The 15,213-nt window shown below is 72.8% G+C and carries 17 protein-coding genes; 7 read left to right on the forward strand and 10 right to left on the reverse strand.

From position 1 onward, the window contains the following. Positions 1-18: 18 nt before the first annotated feature. The 8 genes from def to SGA01_RS27390 all read right to left on the reverse strand — a co-directional run bounded on the left by def (position 19) and on the right by SGA01_RS27390 (position 7,445). Positions 19-657, reverse strand: a complete 639-nt coding sequence (def, locus tag SGA01_RS27355) for a peptide deformylase (RefSeq protein WP_141299358.1) — start codon at positions 655-657, stop codon at positions 19-21. Between the two features lie 61 nt (positions 658-718). Continuing rightward, positions 719-1,699 carry a tetratricopeptide repeat protein gene (locus tag SGA01_RS27360; RefSeq protein ID WP_055641407.1) on the reverse strand — a complete coding sequence of 327 codons (981 nt, stop codon included), beginning with the start codon at positions 1,697-1,699 and terminating at the stop codon, positions 719-721. An 80-nt stretch (positions 1,700-1,779) separates the two neighbouring features. After that, positions 1,780-3,036, reverse strand: a complete 1,257-nt coding sequence (locus SGA01_RS27365) for an HD-GYP domain-containing protein (RefSeq protein ID WP_141299360.1) — start codon at positions 3,034-3,036, stop codon at positions 1,780-1,782. Next, complete coding sequence (locus SGA01_RS27370; protein ID WP_371866177.1) at positions 3,033-4,568, reverse strand: HD-GYP domain-containing protein; 1,536 nt, start codon at positions 4,566-4,568, stop codon at positions 3,033-3,035. The genes SGA01_RS27365 and SGA01_RS27370 overlap by 4 nt, the downstream gene beginning before the upstream one ends. 145 nt (positions 4,569-4,713) lie before the next feature. Continuing rightward, positions 4,714-5,043, reverse strand: coding sequence for a mycothiol system anti-sigma-R factor (gene rsrA, locus SGA01_RS27375; protein WP_141299362.1), 330 nt, complete (start codon positions 5,041-5,043; stop codon positions 4,714-4,716). Continuing rightward, positions 5,040-5,696 carry a sigma-70 family RNA polymerase sigma factor gene (locus SGA01_RS27380; RefSeq protein WP_055641410.1) on the reverse strand — a complete coding sequence of 219 codons (657 nt, stop codon included), beginning with the start codon at positions 5,694-5,696 and terminating at the stop codon, positions 5,040-5,042. The genes rsrA and SGA01_RS27380 overlap by 4 nt, the downstream gene beginning before the upstream one ends. Positions 5,697-5,948: 252 nt before the next feature. Next, positions 5,949-6,599 (reverse strand): alpha/beta hydrolase family protein, encoded by a 651-nt coding sequence (locus SGA01_RS27385; protein WP_141299364.1) that lies wholly within the window; start codon positions 6,597-6,599, stop codon positions 5,949-5,951. A 30-nt stretch (positions 6,600-6,629) separates the two neighbouring features. Further along, positions 6,630-7,445, reverse strand: a complete 816-nt coding sequence (locus SGA01_RS27390) for an SOS response-associated peptidase (RefSeq protein ID WP_055641412.1) — start codon at positions 7,443-7,445, stop codon at positions 6,630-6,632. A gap of 49 nt (positions 7,446-7,494) precedes the next feature. On the opposite strand from SGA01_RS27390, the gene SGA01_RS27395 reads away from it, so the two are divergent. The 4 genes from SGA01_RS27395 (at position 7,495) to SGA01_RS27410 (ending at position 10,963) form a co-directional block, all read left to right on the forward strand. Next, on the forward strand, positions 7,495-8,178 hold the full coding sequence (locus SGA01_RS27395; protein ID WP_055641413.1) for a M50 family metallopeptidase: 684 nt from the start codon (positions 7,495-7,497) through the stop codon (positions 8,176-8,178). 20 nt (positions 8,179-8,198) lie between these two features. Then, positions 8,199-9,530 carry a 3-phosphoshikimate 1-carboxyvinyltransferase gene (gene aroA, locus SGA01_RS27400; protein WP_141299366.1) on the forward strand — a complete coding sequence of 444 codons (1,332 nt, stop codon included), beginning with the start codon at positions 8,199-8,201 and terminating at the stop codon, positions 9,528-9,530. Positions 9,531-9,533: 3 nt separating this feature from the next. Then, positions 9,534-10,547, forward strand: a complete 1,014-nt coding sequence (gene rsgA / locus SGA01_RS27405) for a ribosome small subunit-dependent GTPase A (protein ID WP_141299368.1) — start codon at positions 9,534-9,536, stop codon at positions 10,545-10,547. 92 nt (positions 10,548-10,639) lie between these two features. Beyond that, positions 10,640-10,963: a DMT family transporter gene (locus SGA01_RS27410; RefSeq protein ID WP_141299370.1), complete on the forward strand. Its 324-nt coding sequence runs from the start codon at positions 10,640-10,642 to the stop codon at positions 10,961-10,963. Here SGA01_RS27410 and SGA01_RS27415 read toward each other — a convergent pair. Continuing rightward, entirely contained in the window at positions 10,855-11,490 is a 636-nt protein-coding gene (locus SGA01_RS27415; protein WP_141299372.1) for a TetR/AcrR family transcriptional regulator, read from the reverse strand. The genes SGA01_RS27410 and SGA01_RS27415 overlap by 109 nt on opposite strands. 157 nt (positions 11,491-11,647) lie before the next feature. Between SGA01_RS27415 and hisN the strand changes: the two genes are divergently transcribed. Beyond that, on the forward strand, positions 11,648-12,457 hold the full coding sequence (hisN, locus tag SGA01_RS27420) for a histidinol-phosphatase (protein WP_141299375.1): 810 nt from the start codon (positions 11,648-11,650) through the stop codon (positions 12,455-12,457). Between the two features lie 192 nt (positions 12,458-12,649). After that, complete coding sequence (locus SGA01_RS27425; protein ID WP_055641419.1) at positions 12,650-13,042, forward strand: CBS domain-containing protein; 393 nt, start codon at positions 12,650-12,652, stop codon at positions 13,040-13,042. A 60-nt stretch (positions 13,043-13,102) separates the two neighbouring features. Here SGA01_RS27425 and SGA01_RS27430 read toward each other — a convergent pair whose 3' ends face one another. After that, a complete protein-coding gene (locus SGA01_RS27430; protein WP_141299377.1) occupies positions 13,103-14,572 on the reverse strand; it encodes a catalase in 1,470 nt (489 codons plus the stop codon). Between the two features lie 152 nt (positions 14,573-14,724). Between SGA01_RS27430 and SGA01_RS27435 the strand changes: the two genes are divergently transcribed. Then, positions 14,725-15,144: a Fur family transcriptional regulator gene (locus SGA01_RS27435; protein ID WP_055641420.1), complete on the forward strand. Its 420-nt coding sequence runs from the start codon at positions 14,725-14,727 to the stop codon at positions 15,142-15,144. The last annotated feature ends 69 nt before the right edge of the window (positions 15,145-15,213 follow it).

Here is a 15,213-nt window from a genome sequence, read left to right on the forward strand (position 1 = left end):
CCATACGCGTACCGGTGATCAGGCGTTCGGCACCGTCTCGTAGCGCGGGGTGCCCTCTTCCATCTGGCGCAGGGCGTCCTTGCGGTCGCGCTTGGAGAGGCGGTCGATGTACAGGTACCCGTACAGGTGGTCCGTCTCGTGCTGGAGGCAGCGGGCGAAGTAGCCGGTACCCCGCACCTTGATCGGGTTGCCCTGGGCGTCCTGGCCGCTGACCACCGCGTAGTCGGGGCGGCCCAGCTCGGCGTAGGCGGTCGGCACGGAGAGGCAGCCCTCGTTGGACTCGTCCAGGTGGCGCTGGTCGGCCGGCAGCTCCTCCAGGACCGGGTTGACGACGACCCCGGTGTGCCGGACGCCGTCGTCGTCCGGGCAGTCGTAGACGAAGACCTTGAGGTCGACACCGATCTGGTTCGCGGCCAGGCCCACGCCCTCGGCGGCCTTCTGGCTGGCGAACATGTCGTCGATCAGCGCCGCGAGCTTCTCGTCGAACTCGGTGACGTCCTTGCACTCCTTGTGGAGCACCGGGTTGCCGACGACGGTGATCGGGCGGGCCGTACCGCGCTCGCGGTGGGCGAGCTCGCGCGCCTCGCAGTCCTCCGTGTCCACGACGAAGCCGTCGTTTCCGTCGTTGATCTGCTCGTCAGTGTCCTGCTGCGTCATGACCGGCGCGTGCCTTCCTCGGAACCCCAGTAAAACGATCCCGTACAGCCTACGGGCAGCGTCAGCAGACCTCTTCCAGATCCCGCCACTCACGGCTGTCGGGGCTGTCCGCCACCCACCCGTCGAGGAGCCCGCGCACCAGGCCCGCCGGGGCCGCGATGCCGCACTCCCGCTCCGGGACCCACAGCTCGCCGGGCGAGCGGTGGCCGAGCGGCCCGGGGTGCCCCGGCTCGCTGTGGTCGTGCGGGTCGGAGTGCTCGCCCTCGCCCTCGGCGCTCGGCATCGTCGACTCCGAGCAGGCGCGGCAGAGCAGCCGCACGGAGGACGACCAGTCCTCGGCGGCGAAGCCCGCGTCGGCGGCGAGCTGCTCCAGGGCGTCCCGGTCGGCCTCGGTGGCGGCCTCCAGGAGGACCACCCAGGTGGGGACGGGCGACGGCGCCCACAGCTCGATCTCGTCGAAGACCGGGTAGGACGGGCCTGCGGTGGTGGTGCGCTCGCCGTTCGGCACGCCGTCGTGGAGGACGACCTCGCCCCAGCGGCGCCCCGAGGACGGCAGCGGGATGGAGAGGACCTCCATCCGGGCCGGGTCCAGCCTGCGGCCCCACACGACCTCGGCCTCGCCCTCGGGCGAGAGCCGGACGGCGGCGCTGCCCAGCTCCATGCCGGCGGGCTCGCCGGTGCCAGCGGCGGCGCCGGGCACCTTCAGGCCGTACGCCTGCCAGGCCCGGCGGGCCAGCGGCCAGTCCTGGAGCGCGGTGGCGGCGATGCCGACGTTCCACCAGTCGGGGGCGCCGGTCTCCTTGTCGAGCAGCGCGACCGCGCGCAGCCCGGCGGCCCGGGCCTGCTCCCAGTCGTGCCGGAACTTGTGCAGCAGGGCCAGGTTGAACCAGGACTCCGAGAGCCAGGGCTCCAGATCCGCCGCACGTGTCAGCAGCGCGCCCGCGTCCTCGTACCGGCCGTCGCCGATCAGCGTGAACGCGCGGTCGGTGGCCTGCCGCCACGAGGCGGAGGGCCGATGCCGTACCTTCCCGAAGATCCTCACGATTCCCGCCTGCCGGTCGCTTTCACCCTCTTGTTCGCATCCAACCATGCCCGGTCGGACGCGCGCTCATTACCCATGGGTTACCCAGCGACGGCCGAGGTCACCCCAGCCGCCCCGCCCCGCGCCAGGACCCTGGCCAGGGACTCGACGACGTCCGGATGGTAGTCGCGCGCGGTGCCGAGGCGGAGCTGCTCCAGGGCTTCGAGGGCGGCGCCCGCGCCGTCTCCCGCGAGGTCGTCGTAGGCGTTCACGGTCCGGACGATCCGGGCCGGCAGCGGCTGCTCCCGATACGGGTCGGCCTGCCGCTCGACGACCACGGCGACGGCGGCGGGGACCCCGGTCCTGCGGACGACCTCGCCGCCGAGGAGGGCGATACGGCGCTGCTCCTCGACCGGGAGGAGGGCGGTGGCACCGCCCTCGACCGGGTCGACGAGGGAGAGCTGTCCGATGTCGTGCATGAGCGCCGCGTACTCCAGGACGGTCAGCTCGGCCCCGGAGAGCCCCAGCTCGCGCCCGACGGCCGCGCTGAGGGCGGCGACCCGGTGGGCGTGGCCGGGCGGGGTGCAGCCGGCGATCTCGGTCGCCCGGGCCAGCGAGGCGATGGTCTGCCGGTTGACGGTCCGCACGGCCGCGTACCGCCGGAAGGAGACCTGGGTGAGCAGCAGCGGTACGGCGAGCACGGGCAGCGCCCACAGCCCGGCGGCGGCCACGGCGAGGGCCATGACGGCGCCCGTGGCGCAGACGGCGGAGCCGATGCCGAGGAGGGCGCGCAGCTCGTCGCGGAGGAGGGGGCCGAACGGGAATCCGGTGCGGGCGCGGAGCACGACGGCGGCGAGCACGGCGTCGCAGAGGGCGGTCAGGACGAGCAGGAGCAGCAGGAAGAAGGCGTACGACGGGCCCTGGCCGAGGTGCTCGACGACGGCGCCGGAGTTGTAGAGGGGCTGGAAGCAGAGGGCGGCGAAGGCGACGGTGAGGACGCGGCGGGCGAGGTGGTCGGTGCCGGGGCCGCCTCCCCTGGCCAGGTGGGGGACGATCCCGGCGAGGCCGCCGGCGACGACGACGGCGACGATCTGGAGGACGCCGTGGGTGGTGGCGGTGCCGGCGTCGGTGCCGAGCAGGGCGTACGCGAGGGCTCCCGCGGCGGCGAGCGGCGCGGGCTCCCTCTCGCCGGGGGCGGCGCCCCAGCGGGCGAGCTCGCCGAGGGCGATGAGCGTGCCGAAGGCGAGGGCGTTGCCGGGCTCGTCGACGCCGTACCAGAGGGTCGCGCCGAATCCGGCGAGGCTCAGCAGCAGGGCCGCGCCGTTCACGGCCCCGACGGTGAGAGCCCCGGGCCTCATGCGCGCTCCTTCGGCCGGGCGGTCAGCGGGGTGTCCGAGGCGCGCGGCGGGGGCAGGTCCCCGCCGGCCGGGGCGGCGCTCGCCGGGGACCCACCCGGCTGAGGCACCGGGGGCTCACTGGACTCGGGCACCGGGGGCGGGGTCGGCTGACGGGCCGTGGCTGTGGTCGGCCGAGGCGCCGGGGGCGGGGTCGGCCTGGGTGCCGGGAGCGGTGGGAGCGGCTGGGGCGTCTCATCGGCGGTGACGTCGGTCTGCCAGCCGTGCCGGTCGAGGGCCCGGACCAGGGCGGCGACCATCCGGGGGTCGAAGTGGCTGCCCGCGCACCGCTCCAGCTCGGCGATGGCGGTGGGGACCGGGCGGGCCCGGCTGTAGGAGCGGGTGGAGGTCATGGCGTCGAAGGCGTCGGCGACGGCGACCACCCGGGCGAACTCGGGAATCTGCTCGCCGTGGAGCCCGTACGGGTAGCCGCTGCCGTCCATGCGCTCGTGGTGGTGCAGGATCGCGGCCCGGGCCTCGCCGAGGAAGCCGATGCCCCGGACCATCTCGTGTCCGTACTCCGGGTGCAGTTCGATGACGCTGCGCTCCTCCGGGGTCAGCGGCCCGTCCTTGCGCAGCACGCGCGTGGGCACGCCCAGCTTCCCGACGTCGTGGAGGATGCCCGCGAACCGCACGACGTCGAGGCGGTCCTCCGCCATGCCGAGCTCACGGGCGATCAGGACGGAGGCGTGGCCGACCCGTTCGCTGTGGCCGCGGGTGTACCGGTCCTTGATGTCGACGGCCTGGACGAGGGCGCGGATGGTGGCCTGGTGGGCGGCGCGCTCGCGGTGGTACTGGGCGAAGACCCAGCAGGAGATGTACATCGGCAGCAGGACGAAGAGCGCCGCGGGCGGTCCGTACGAGCTGCGCCACAGCACGGCCATCATCAGTCCGGCGAGCCCGTGCACGGTGTGCGGGGCGAGGGCCCGCCCCAGGAGTCCGCGCCAGGCGGCGCCGGCCGGGAGCCCGTCGGCGGTGGCCCGGATGCCGCCGTCGAGGGCGGTCAGGACCAGGCAGAAGGTGAGCGCGGCGGCGCCCGCGGGCAGCAGCGTGTACGGGAAGTCGGGGGCGTCCGGGCCGTTTCCGAGGGCGGCGGAGCCGCCCAGGGCGCCCGCGGCGAGGGCGGCGGCCCAGACGGCGAGGGCCGTGGCGGCGGCCCGCCAGGCGCGGCGCGGTCCGGCGGGCGGCTCCTCGACGCGGGCGAGGAGGCTGCCGGGCAGCGCGGTGAGCGCGGCGGCGGCGGGCGGCAGGAGCAGCGCGGAGGCGAGCAGGACGGGGAAGAAGGAGCCGGTACCCATGGGGACGGAGCCGCCGAGGGCGCGGTCGAGGAGCCGGCAGCGGGCGGGCAGCTCGCAGAGCGCGTACAGGGCGGCGAGGAGTGCGACGGTGCCCCAGGGGGTGGCCGCGCCGGGGAGCACCGCGGGCAGGGCGCAGGCCCCGGCGGCGAGCAGGGCGCAGCCGATGTACACGGCGGCCGCCCGCGGAATGACCCTCACGCCCATCACACCCGTCACGCTAGCGAGTTGGGCGGTCCGAGAGGCGAGGCTGCGGCCGATTCGCACCATCGGGTGATACAAGCTGATATACGCACGGGGCCGCCGCGATCACTTCGCGGCGGCCGTCTTCCCCCGAACCGCTCGCCTACTCCTGCGGAGCAGGAGTGGCCGTGGGCGTCACCGGGGCGACCTCGGTGATGTCCTGCTCGGGCACCAGGTGACCCGAGCGGATCAGGTCGATCCGGCCCATGACCTTGGACCGCAGGTCGGTGGGGACGTCGTCACTGCCGCAGCAGCGCTTGACGAGCTTCTTCACCGCCTGCTCAAGGCCGTACTTCTCCAGGCACGGGGAGCACTCCTCGAAGTGCACCTCGAACTTGGTGCAGTCGCTGTCGGGCATCTCTTTGTCGAGGAACTCGTAGAGGTGATCCAGGACCTCTGAGCAATCCGTCTCGTGCGGCTCTCCGCAGCTCATGAGCCCGAGCCTTTCAGATCGTTCGACGACTCTCCGGCGCCCGCGGGTACCAGCCCGCGGTCGCGGGCGTAGTCCTCGAGCATGCCGCGCAGCTGGCGGCGGCCCCGGTGCAGTCGGGACATCACCGTACCGATGGGTGTCCCCATGATGTCCGCGATCTCCTTGTAGGCAAAGCCCTCGACATCCGCCAGATAGACGGCGATGCGGAACTCCTCGGGGATCGCCTGCAGCGCTTCCTTCACGTCGGAGTCGGGAAGGTGGTCGAGCGCCTGCGACTCGGCGGAGCGCAGACCGGTCGACATGTGCGACTCGGCGCGGGCGAGCTGCCAGTCCTCGATCTCCTCGGCGGCGCTGCGCTGGGGCTCACGCTGCTTCTTGCGGTACGAGTTGATGAAGGTGTTCGTGAGGATCCGGTACAGCCACGCCTTGAGGTTCGTGCCCTCGCGGAACTGGTGGAAGGAGCCGTACGCCTTGGCGTAGGTCTCCTGCACCAGGTCTTCCGCGTCCGCGGGGTTGCGCGTCATGCGCAGCGCGGCGGAGTACATCTGGTCGAGGAATCCGAGGGCGTCCCGCTCGAAGCGCGCGTTGCGCTCGGCGGTCGTCTCCTCGGGGCCGTCGTCGGTCCCTGTGTCGGTCCCAGTGACCGGACCCACCTCCTCCAGCGTGGTGGCGAGCCCGAAGGCGGACCCACTCGTTTCGGAGGATAGACGAGGAACCGCTCCGCCCGCCGCCCGAATAGGGGCGATCTTGGGCGCGGGCAGCACTGTCCAGTCGAGGTCAGCGGCCTGCGCGCGCTCGGGGCAGATGGTCGAACCCATGCGACGGACTCCCTCTTCCTTGGTCTCACACCGACGCTCTCCACAACAGAGGTGCCCGGCCGGACATTCCCGGTACGGGCCCGGATGTCAGCGCAGTGTGACGAGCCACGCGGTGACGCCGTCCACGAGCGTGCGGAGGGCCTCGTCCTGGGTGAGCGGCGCGCGCTTGGGGACGGCGAAGCCGTGGTCGCCGTACGGCACCTCGACGAGGGCGTGCGGGCCCGCCGGGAACTCCTCGGGGTGCCCGAAGGGGTCGTTGCCGCCCTGCACGACGAGGGTGGGCAGGCCGGTGCCGAGGAGCTCGTCGGCGCGGGAGCGCTCCGGCTTGCCCGGCGGATGGAGGGGGAAACTCAGCGCGAGGACCGCGAGGGCGCCCAGCTCCCGTCCGGTCCGGCAGGCGACCCGGGCCCCGGCGCTGCGGCCGCCCGCGATCACGGGCAGTCCGGGCTTCGCGAGGGCCGGCCAGAGGCCGCGCCAGCCGGTGTCGAGGGTCTTCGGCGCGGGCGCGACCTTCTTGCCGGCGACCCGCCAGGGCTGCTCGACGAGGGCCGTGGTCACGCCGTGGGCGGGCAGCGCGCGGGCCAGGGCCTGGAGGTCGCGGGCCTCGATGCCCCCGCCGGCGCCGTGGCCGAGGGCGAGGACGGCCCATGGCTCCGTACCGGCGTGCCAGGTGACGCGGGCGTCGCCGGTGTCGGTGGAAACGGTCTCGTACTGTGTCAGGTCGGTCACCTCCCCCATCCTGCCGCCCACCGCCGTCCGGAGTGCGTATCAGAAGAGCGTGCCCTCCTCCGGGCCCTCCAGCTCCGTCAGGAGTTCGGGGCCGTTGTTGCGGACGTTGCTGACCGCCGTCGACACCGGGTAGGCCCGCATCAGCCCCTCGGGCGGCGCGGTGAGCAGCCCGCGCAGCTCCTCCTCGCCGGTGCGCGCCGGGTCGAGCCAGGCGTCCCACCGGTCCTCCGTCAGCATCAGCGGCATCCGGGGGTGGATGTCGGCGAGCGAGTGCGGCCCCTCGGCGGGTGCCACGCCCAGCGGGCCCGTCTCGGCCTCGGTGGTGACGACCGAACAGGTCACCCACCACGCGGAGGGGTGGTCGTCGGCCAGGGTGCGGTCGCGCCAGAACTCGTAGAGCCCGGCCATCGCGAAGACCGAGCCGTCCGCGGGGGTCACGAAGTACGGCTGCTTCCGCGGCCGTTTCCGCTTCCCCTCGACCTCGAGGTCCCGCTCCCCCGCGCCGGTCACCCATTCGTAGTAGCCGTCGGCGGGCAGGATGCAGCGGCGGGCCGCGAACGCGCGCTTGAAGGAGGGCTTCTCGTGCAGGGTCTCCGCGCGCGCGTTGATCATCCGGGCGGCGCCCTCGGGCGTCTTCGCCCAGGACGGGACGAGGCCCCACTTCAGTGCGCGCAGCTGGCGAACCGGCCGCGGGGATCCGGCGTCTTTCAGAGGACGCTCCAGAACGGCCCAGACCTCTTTGGTGGGGGCCACGTTCCAGTCGGGGGCCAGAGTCTCCTCCGGCTCCCACTTCTCGATCCCGAAGGTCTCGACGAGATCCTCGGGCCGCCGACTCGCTGCATACCGTCCGCACATACGTGCCACACTGCCACGATCCCCGACCTCCCGAGGAGCGGCCCGAACGATGGACCTCTTCAGCCCGCAGGCCGCCCCGGCCGAGTGGCTGGTGATCGCCACCGCGGTCGCCGCGCTCGCCGTCACCGTCCCCCGTCGCGTCTGGCTCCTCGCCCGGAACGCGATCACCATCGCCCACGAGGGCGGTCACGGGATCGTCGCCCTCGCGACCGGCCGCCGCCTCGAAGCGATCCGGCTGCACTCGGACACCAGCGGGCTGACCGTGACCCGGGGCCGCCCGACCGGCATAGGTGTGGTCCTCACCCTGGCCGCCGGGTACACCGCGGCCCCGCTGCTCGGCCTCGGCGGCGCCGCCCTGCTCGGCGCGGGCCTGGTCACGCTGCTGCTCTGGATCGCGACCGGTCTGCTGCTCGCGATGTTGGTGATGGTCCGCAACGCGTACGGGATCCTCACCGTCCTCCTGACGGGCGCGGCCTTCCTCCTGGTCTCCTGGCTGACCGGCCCCGAGGTCCAGTCGCTCTTCGCCTACGCGGTGGTGTGGTTCCTGCTCCTCGGCGGGGTCCGGCCGGCCTTCGAGCTCCAGTCGAAACGGCGCCACGGCGGCGCCCCCGACTCGGACGCGGACCAGCTCTCGCGCCTCACCCACGTGCACCCGGGCGTCTGGCTGTTCTTCTTCCACGCCGTCTCGATCTGCTCCCTGATCGGCGGCGGGCGCTGGCTCCTGGGCTTCTGACTCACCCGTACAGTGATTCCATGACCGCAGCAGCTTCCGTGCGCCCCGACCCGTCCACCGACCTCTGGCCCGCCCCGTATGCCCGCGGCGCCGTCGACGCGACCGTCACCGTGCCCGGATCGAAGTCGGTCACCAACCGCGGTCTGGTCCTCGCCGCACTCGCCGCCGAGCCCGGCTGGCTGCGCCGCCCGCTGCGCTCCCGCGACACCCTTCTGATGGCCGAGGCGCTGCGTACCCTCGGCGTGAAGATCGAGGAGGGCGTGGGCCCCGACGGCACCGGCGAGGCCTGGCGGATCATCCCGTCCCCGCTGCGCGGCCCGGCCACGGTCGACGTCGGCAACGCGGGCACGGTCATGCGCTTCCTGCCTCCCGTCGCGGCGCTCGCCGACGGCCCCGTCCGCTTCGACGGCGACCCCCGCTCCCACGAGCGTCCGCTGCACGGCGTGATCGACGCGCTGCGCGCGCTCGGCGCCCGGATCGACGACGACGGCCGGGGCGCGCTGCCCATGACCGTGCACGGCGCCGGGGGCCTGGACGGCGGCACGGTCGAGATCGACGCCTCCTCCTCGTCCCAGTTCGTCAGCGCCCTGCTGCTCTCCGCGCCCCGCTTCAACCAGGGCGTCGAGGTCCGGCACGTGGGCGCGAAGCTGCCCTCGCTGCCGCACATCCGGATGACCGTCGACATGCTGCGCGCGGTCGGCGCCCAGGTCGACGAGCCGGAGCACGGCGGCGAGCCGAACGTGTGGCGGGTGGCGCCCTCCGCGCTGCGCGGCCGGGACCTGGTCGTCGAGCCGGACCTGTCGAACGCGCAGCCCTTCCTGGCGGCGGCGCTGGTGACCGGCGGCCGGGTGACCGTCCCGGACTGGCCCGAGCGGACCACCCAGCCGGGCGACGAGCTGCGCCGGATCTTCACCGAGATGGGTGGCTCCTGCGAGCTGACCGAGGCCGGTCTGACCTTCACCGGTACGGGCCGGATCCACGGCATCGACGTGGACCTCGGCGAGGTCGGGGAGCTGACCCCCGGCATCGCGGCCGTCGCGGCGCTCGCCGACTCCCCCTCCACCCTGCGCGGGGTCGCCCACCTGCGGCTGCACGAGACGGACCGCCTGGCGGCCCTCACCAAGGAGATCAACGAGCTGGGCGGCGATGTGACGGAGACCGAGGACGGTCTGCACATCCGCCCGCGTCCCCTACACGGCGGCGTCTTCCACACGTACCACGACCACCGCATGGCGACGGCGGGCGCGATCATCGGCCTCGCGGTCGAGGGCGTGGAGATCGAGGACGTGGCGACCACGGCGAAGACCTTGCCGGACTTCCCCGGGATGTGGACCGAAATGCTCGGGGTCTGAGCCATGCGGCGTTACGGCAAGAACACCGACGAGGACGACATCCGCCAGCGGCCCAACCGCAAGGGCACCCGTCCCCGTACGTCCATCCGCCCGAAGCACGAGGACGCCGTCGAGGGCATGGTCCTCACCGTCGACCGGGGCCGGCTGACCTGTCTGGTCGACGACCGGATCGTGATGGCGATGAAGGCCCGCGAGCTGGGCCGCAAGGCCGCCGTGGTCGGCGACCGGGTCCAGATCGTCGGCGACCTCTCCGGCGAGAAGGACACCCTGGCCCGGATCGTCCGGATCGGCGAGCGCAGCTCGGTGCTCCGGCGCACGGCCGACGACGACGACCCGTACGAGCGGGTGGTCGTCGCCAACGCGGACCAGCTGGCGATCGTCACCGCGCTCGCCGACCCTGAGCCGCGTCCCCGGCTGATCGACCGCTGTCTGGTCGCCGCGTACGACGGCGGGCTCTCCCCGCTCCTCGTCCTGACCAAGTCGGACCTGGCGTCGCCGGACGCGCTCCTGGAGATGTACGGGGCGCTCGGCGTCCCGTACGTGGTCACCACCCGCGACGAGTTCGTGGACGGCGTCGCCGCCGACCGGGTCCACGAGCACCTCAAGGGCCGCACCACCGCCTTCGTCGGGCACTCGGGCGTCGGCAAGACGACGCTGGTCAACGCCCTGGTCCCGGCCGACCGGCGGCGGACCACGGGTGTGGTCAACGCGGTCACGGGCCGCGGCCGGCACACGACGACGTCGGCGCTCGCCCTGCCGCTCGACGACAAGGAGGGCGGCTGGGTCATCGACACGCCCGGCGTGCGCTCCTTCGGGCTGCACCACGTCGACCCGTCCCGGGTGATCCTCGCCTTCCCCGACCTCGTACCGGGGACGGAGAACTGCCCGCGCGCGTGCAGCCACGACGAGCCGGACTGCGCGCTCGACACCTTCGTGGCGGAGGGTCACGCGGACCCCGCGCGGCTCTACTCGCTGCGGCGACTGCTCGCGACGCGCGAGCGACGCGAGGGTGACTGACCCGTCGGCGTTTGCGGTCCACCGCTACCGGTAAGTGCATAATCGCACCAAGTGCGACGAAGCAGTCACCGAGGGCGTGGGAGGCACTGACGATGGCGTGGCTGCTGGTGGTGGTGGCCGGTGTCCTGGAGACCGGTTTCGCGGTCTGCCTGAAGCTCTCGCACGGATTCACCCGGCTCTGGCCGACGATCGCCTTCGCGGCCTTCGCCCTGGGCAGCTTCGGACTGCTCACCCTCGCGCTGCGGAAGCTGGACGTGGGTCCGGCGTACGCGGTGTGGACGGGGATCGGCGCGGCGGGGACGGCGATCTACGGAATGATCTTCCTCGGGGACGTCGTCTCCACCCTCAAGATCGTCTCGATCAGCCTGGTCATCGTGGGGGTCATCGGACTCCAGCTCTCCGGCTCCTCGCACTGAGCGGCCACCGGCGGGGCCGGCGCGACGACGTGGCTGAGGGCGATCCGGACGGCCAGCTCGCAGCCGGCCGCCCAGCGCTCACCGGCGCAGGCAGCGGTCGCCGCGACCAGCTCGCCCGGCGCGGGCGGCCCTTCGTCGGCGCGCCGCTGGGCGGGTACGGGGGCGGGCCGGGCGCCCGGCCGGACCGGCCGGGGCACGGGCAGCCGTTCGTTCCAGGCGCCCGTGAGCAGGGCCCGCAGTATCGGGCGGGTGGCAGCCCTGGCGACGGTCCACTCGGCGACGGCGAGGAGGTTCCGCTCGGGCGGGGCGGGGTCGGCGAGCAATCGCCGTACGCCCTGGAGGTAGGCGTCGGCCTCGCGCCGGACGAGCGCGCGGGCGAGGCCCTCCTTGCTGCCGAACTCGTTGTAGAGGGTCTGGCGGGAGACCCGGGCGTCGACCGCGAGGTCGGCCATCCGTACGGCGGACCAGGACCGGTGCACGAGCGCGGCGAGCGCGGCGTCGAGCAGGGCCTCGCGGGCGTGCGCCATCGCCACCTCCTGGAGGGAACGGTTCTGCGCTCAGGGTCGACAGGCGCCCACGCCCTGTCAAGGTGCTTCGAGGGGCTTGAGGGGACTTCGGGTGGCTTCGGAGGGCTCCGGTGGACGGTTCTCCGCGCGGGGATCACCCGGGGATAGAGTGCCGACCATGGCCGATTACCACGATGATCTGCGTCTCGCCCACGTCCTCGCGGATGCCGCCGACGCGGCCACCATGGACCGATTCCAGGCGCTCGACCTCAAGGTCGAGACGAAGCCGGACATGACCCCGGTGAGCGAGGCCGACAAGGCCGCGGAGGAGCTGATCCGCGGCCAGCTCCAGCGCGCCAGGCCGCGTGACGCGATCCTGGGCGAGGAGTACGGCGTGGAGGGCTCGGGCCCGCGCCGCTGGGTGATCGACCCGATCGACGGCACCAAGAACTACGTGCGCGGGGTGCCCGTCTGGGCGACTTTGATCGCGCTGATGGAGGCCGGCGAGACCGGCTTCCAGCCGGTGGTGGGCGTGGTGTCGGCCCCGGCGCTCGGCCGCCGCTGGTGGGCGGCGAAGGGCCTGGGCGCGTACACCGGCCGCAGTCTGGCCTCGGCGACCCGTCTCGGGGTCTCGCAGGTGGCCTCCCTGGAGGACGCCTCCTTCGCGTACTCCTCGCTGAGCGGCTGGGAGGAGCAGGGGCGGCTCGACGGCTTCCTCGACCTCACGCGCGCGTGCTGGCGGACCCGCGCGTACGGCGACTTCTGGCCGTACATGATGGTCGCCGAGGGCTCCGTGGACATCTGCGCCGAGCCGGAGCTGTCGCTGTGGGACATGGCGGCGGTGGCGATCGTCGTCCAGGAGGCGGGCGGCACGTACACCGGCCTCGACGGTCGGCACGGCCCGCACAGCGGCAACGCGGCCGCCTCCAACGGCCTGCTCCACGGCGAGCTGCTGAGCTACCTGAACCAGGAGAGCCCGGAGGCCTAGGGTTTGCCCGGCGCCTGTCCGCGCCGACCGCCCGGCCGGCCCCTGGCGCCGCCGTCACTCCCCGGGGGCGCCTCGCGCGCCCCCTTGTCGGGCCCCTCCCCCGGTGTCACTCTGAGAGTCCCCCCACTTGTGAACTTGTGAATCGGTTCTCGTTGAAGACGCGAACGGTTCACGAAGGAGGTGGCTCCGTCCATGCTCGTCCGTGACGCCATGAGCACCGTGGTCCTCACCATCGGCCCCGCCCACACCCTCCGACAGGCGGCCCGGCTGATGTCGGCGCGCCGCGTCGGCGCGGCAGTCGTCCTCGACTCCGATGCCGGCGGCCTCGGCATCCTCACCGAGCGCGACATCCTCAACTCCCTCGCCCGGGACCAGGACCCCGACGTCGAGACCGCGGGCTCCCACACCACCCACGACGTCGTCTTCGCCGCGCCCACCTGGACCCTGGCCGAGGCGGCCGAGGCGATGACGCACGGCGGCTTCCGCCACCTCGTCGTCCTCGACGACCGGGGACCCGTCGGCATCGTCTCCGTACGCGACATCATCCGCTGCTGGATCCCGGTGCACAGCGTCGCCGGCCGATGAACGTGACCGGGCCGGACTCCGTACGGAGTCCGGCCCGGTCCCTACCTACGACAAGCGCCCTCAGCCACGCAGGGCCTGGACCGCGGCGTCGAGCCGCTTGCCGAAGTCACCGTCCGCCTGGCGGAAGTTGCCGATCGCCCGCTCGGCGATGTCGTCCCGCGAGACCTTGGCGATGAAGCCCGCCAGGTTCTCGACGAGGCGGCCCTTCTCCTCCTCCGACAGCAGGCGGTAGAGGTTGCCCGCCTGGACGAAGTCGCTGTCCTCGGAGTGCGTGGGGGCCGCGTGGTCACCGGTGAGACCGGTGACGGGGAGCGGCTGCCACAGCGGCCGGTCCGTCTGGTGCGGGCCGCCGAAGCTGTTCGGCTCGTAGTTCTTCGAGCCCTTGTGGCGACCGTCGTAGAGGTGGCCGTCACGGGAGTTCGTCCGCGCCTCGGTGGCGTGCGGGCGGTTCACCGGCAGGTGGTCGGCGTTGATGCCGACGCGGTAGCGGTGGGCGTCGCCGTAGGCGAAGAGGCGGCCCTGGAGCATCTTGTCCGGGGACGGGCCGATGCCGGGCACGAAGTGCGCCGGGCTGAAGATCGACTGCTCGACCTCGGCGAAGACGTTCTCCGGGTTGCGGTTCAGCTCCAGCTTGCCGATCTCGATCGGCGGGTAGTCCTCGTGCGGCCACACCTTGGTGAGGTCGAACGGGTTGAAGCGGTACTCGGCGGCCTCGGCCGCGGGCATGATCTGGACCTGCACGGTCCAGCTCGGGAAGTCGCCGCGCTCGATGGACTCGCGCAGGTCGCGCTGGTGCGAGTCCGGGTCCTCGCCGGCGAGGCGGTTGGCCTCGGCCTGGGTGAGGTTCTTGATGCCCTGGTCGGTCTTGAAGTGGTACTTGACCCAGAAGACCTCGCCGGCCTCGTTGTTCCACTGGAACGTGTGCGAGCCGTAGCCGTTCATGTGGCGGTACGAGGCGGGGATGCCGCGGTCGCCGAAGAGCCAGGTCACCTGGTGGGTCGACTCCGGGGAGAGGCTCCAGAAGTCCCAGACGTTGTCCGCCTCCTGCGAGCCTGTGTACGGGTCGCGCTTCTGGGTGTGGATGAAGTCGGGGAACTTGATGGCGTCCTTGATGAAGAACACCGGGGTGTTGTTGCCGACGAGGTCGTAGTTGCCCTCTTCGGTGTAGAACTTCAGCGCCCAGCCGCGGGGGTCGCGGACCGCGTCGGCCGCGCCGAGGTTGCCCGCGACGGTGGAGAAGCGCAGGAACGTCTCGGTCTCCTTGCCGACCTCGGAGAGGAACGCGGCACGCGTCCACTGCGAGACGTCGCGGGTGAGCGTGAAGGTGCCGTAGGCACCGGCGCCGCGCGCGTGGACCACGCGCTCCGGGATGCGCTCGCGGTTGAAGTGGGCGAGCTTCTCCAGGAGGAGCTGGTCCTGCACGAGGACCGGACCGCCGACGCCCGCCGTCTCGCTGTTCTGGTTGTCGGCGACCGGCGCGCCGGCCTCCGTGGTGAGCGGTCCCTGCGTCACGTGCGCCTCCTGCGTCATGTCCTGCGAGTCCTGTCCCTCGGCCCGGACCCTAGTTCTGGGTCTTGGCCAATGCCGGGCTCGATCCTACAATAGACATTGTCTAAGTCAAGTGGCCTTCCAAAGTCACACCCGTTCGGGACCCGGTTCCCCCGACTGTTAGGCTGGCCCCCATGAGTGACCTGTTGGAACGACTGCGCGGCCGCGGCTGGCGGATGACCGCGCAGCGGCGCGTCGTGGCCGAGGTCCTCGACGGGGATCATGTGCACCTGACCGCCGACGAGGTCCACGCCCGCGCTGTCACGAGGCTGCCCGAGATCTCGCGCGCGACCGTGTACAACACGCTGGGCGAGATGGTCACCCTCGGCGAGGTCATCGAGGTCGCCACGGACGGCCGCGCCAAGCGGTACGACCCCAACGCCCACCGCCCGCACCAGCACCTGGTCTGCGGCCGCTGCGGCGCCATCCGTGACGTCCACCCGGCGGGCGACCCGCTGGCGGACCTGCCGGACACCGAGCGCTTCGGCTTCACGATCTCGAACGTCGAGGTCACGTACCGCGGCATCTGCCCGAGCTGCGCCACGACGGCCTGACATCCGACGCGAGACGCCCCCGCCACGGCGGGGGCGTTTTCTTGTTCCCACGCGCACACGACCGCGCAC

It is taken from the genome of Streptomyces gardneri (assembly GCF_006539185.1).
Lineage (GTDB): Bacteria > Actinomycetota > Actinomycetes > Streptomycetales > Streptomycetaceae > Streptomyces > Streptomyces gardneri.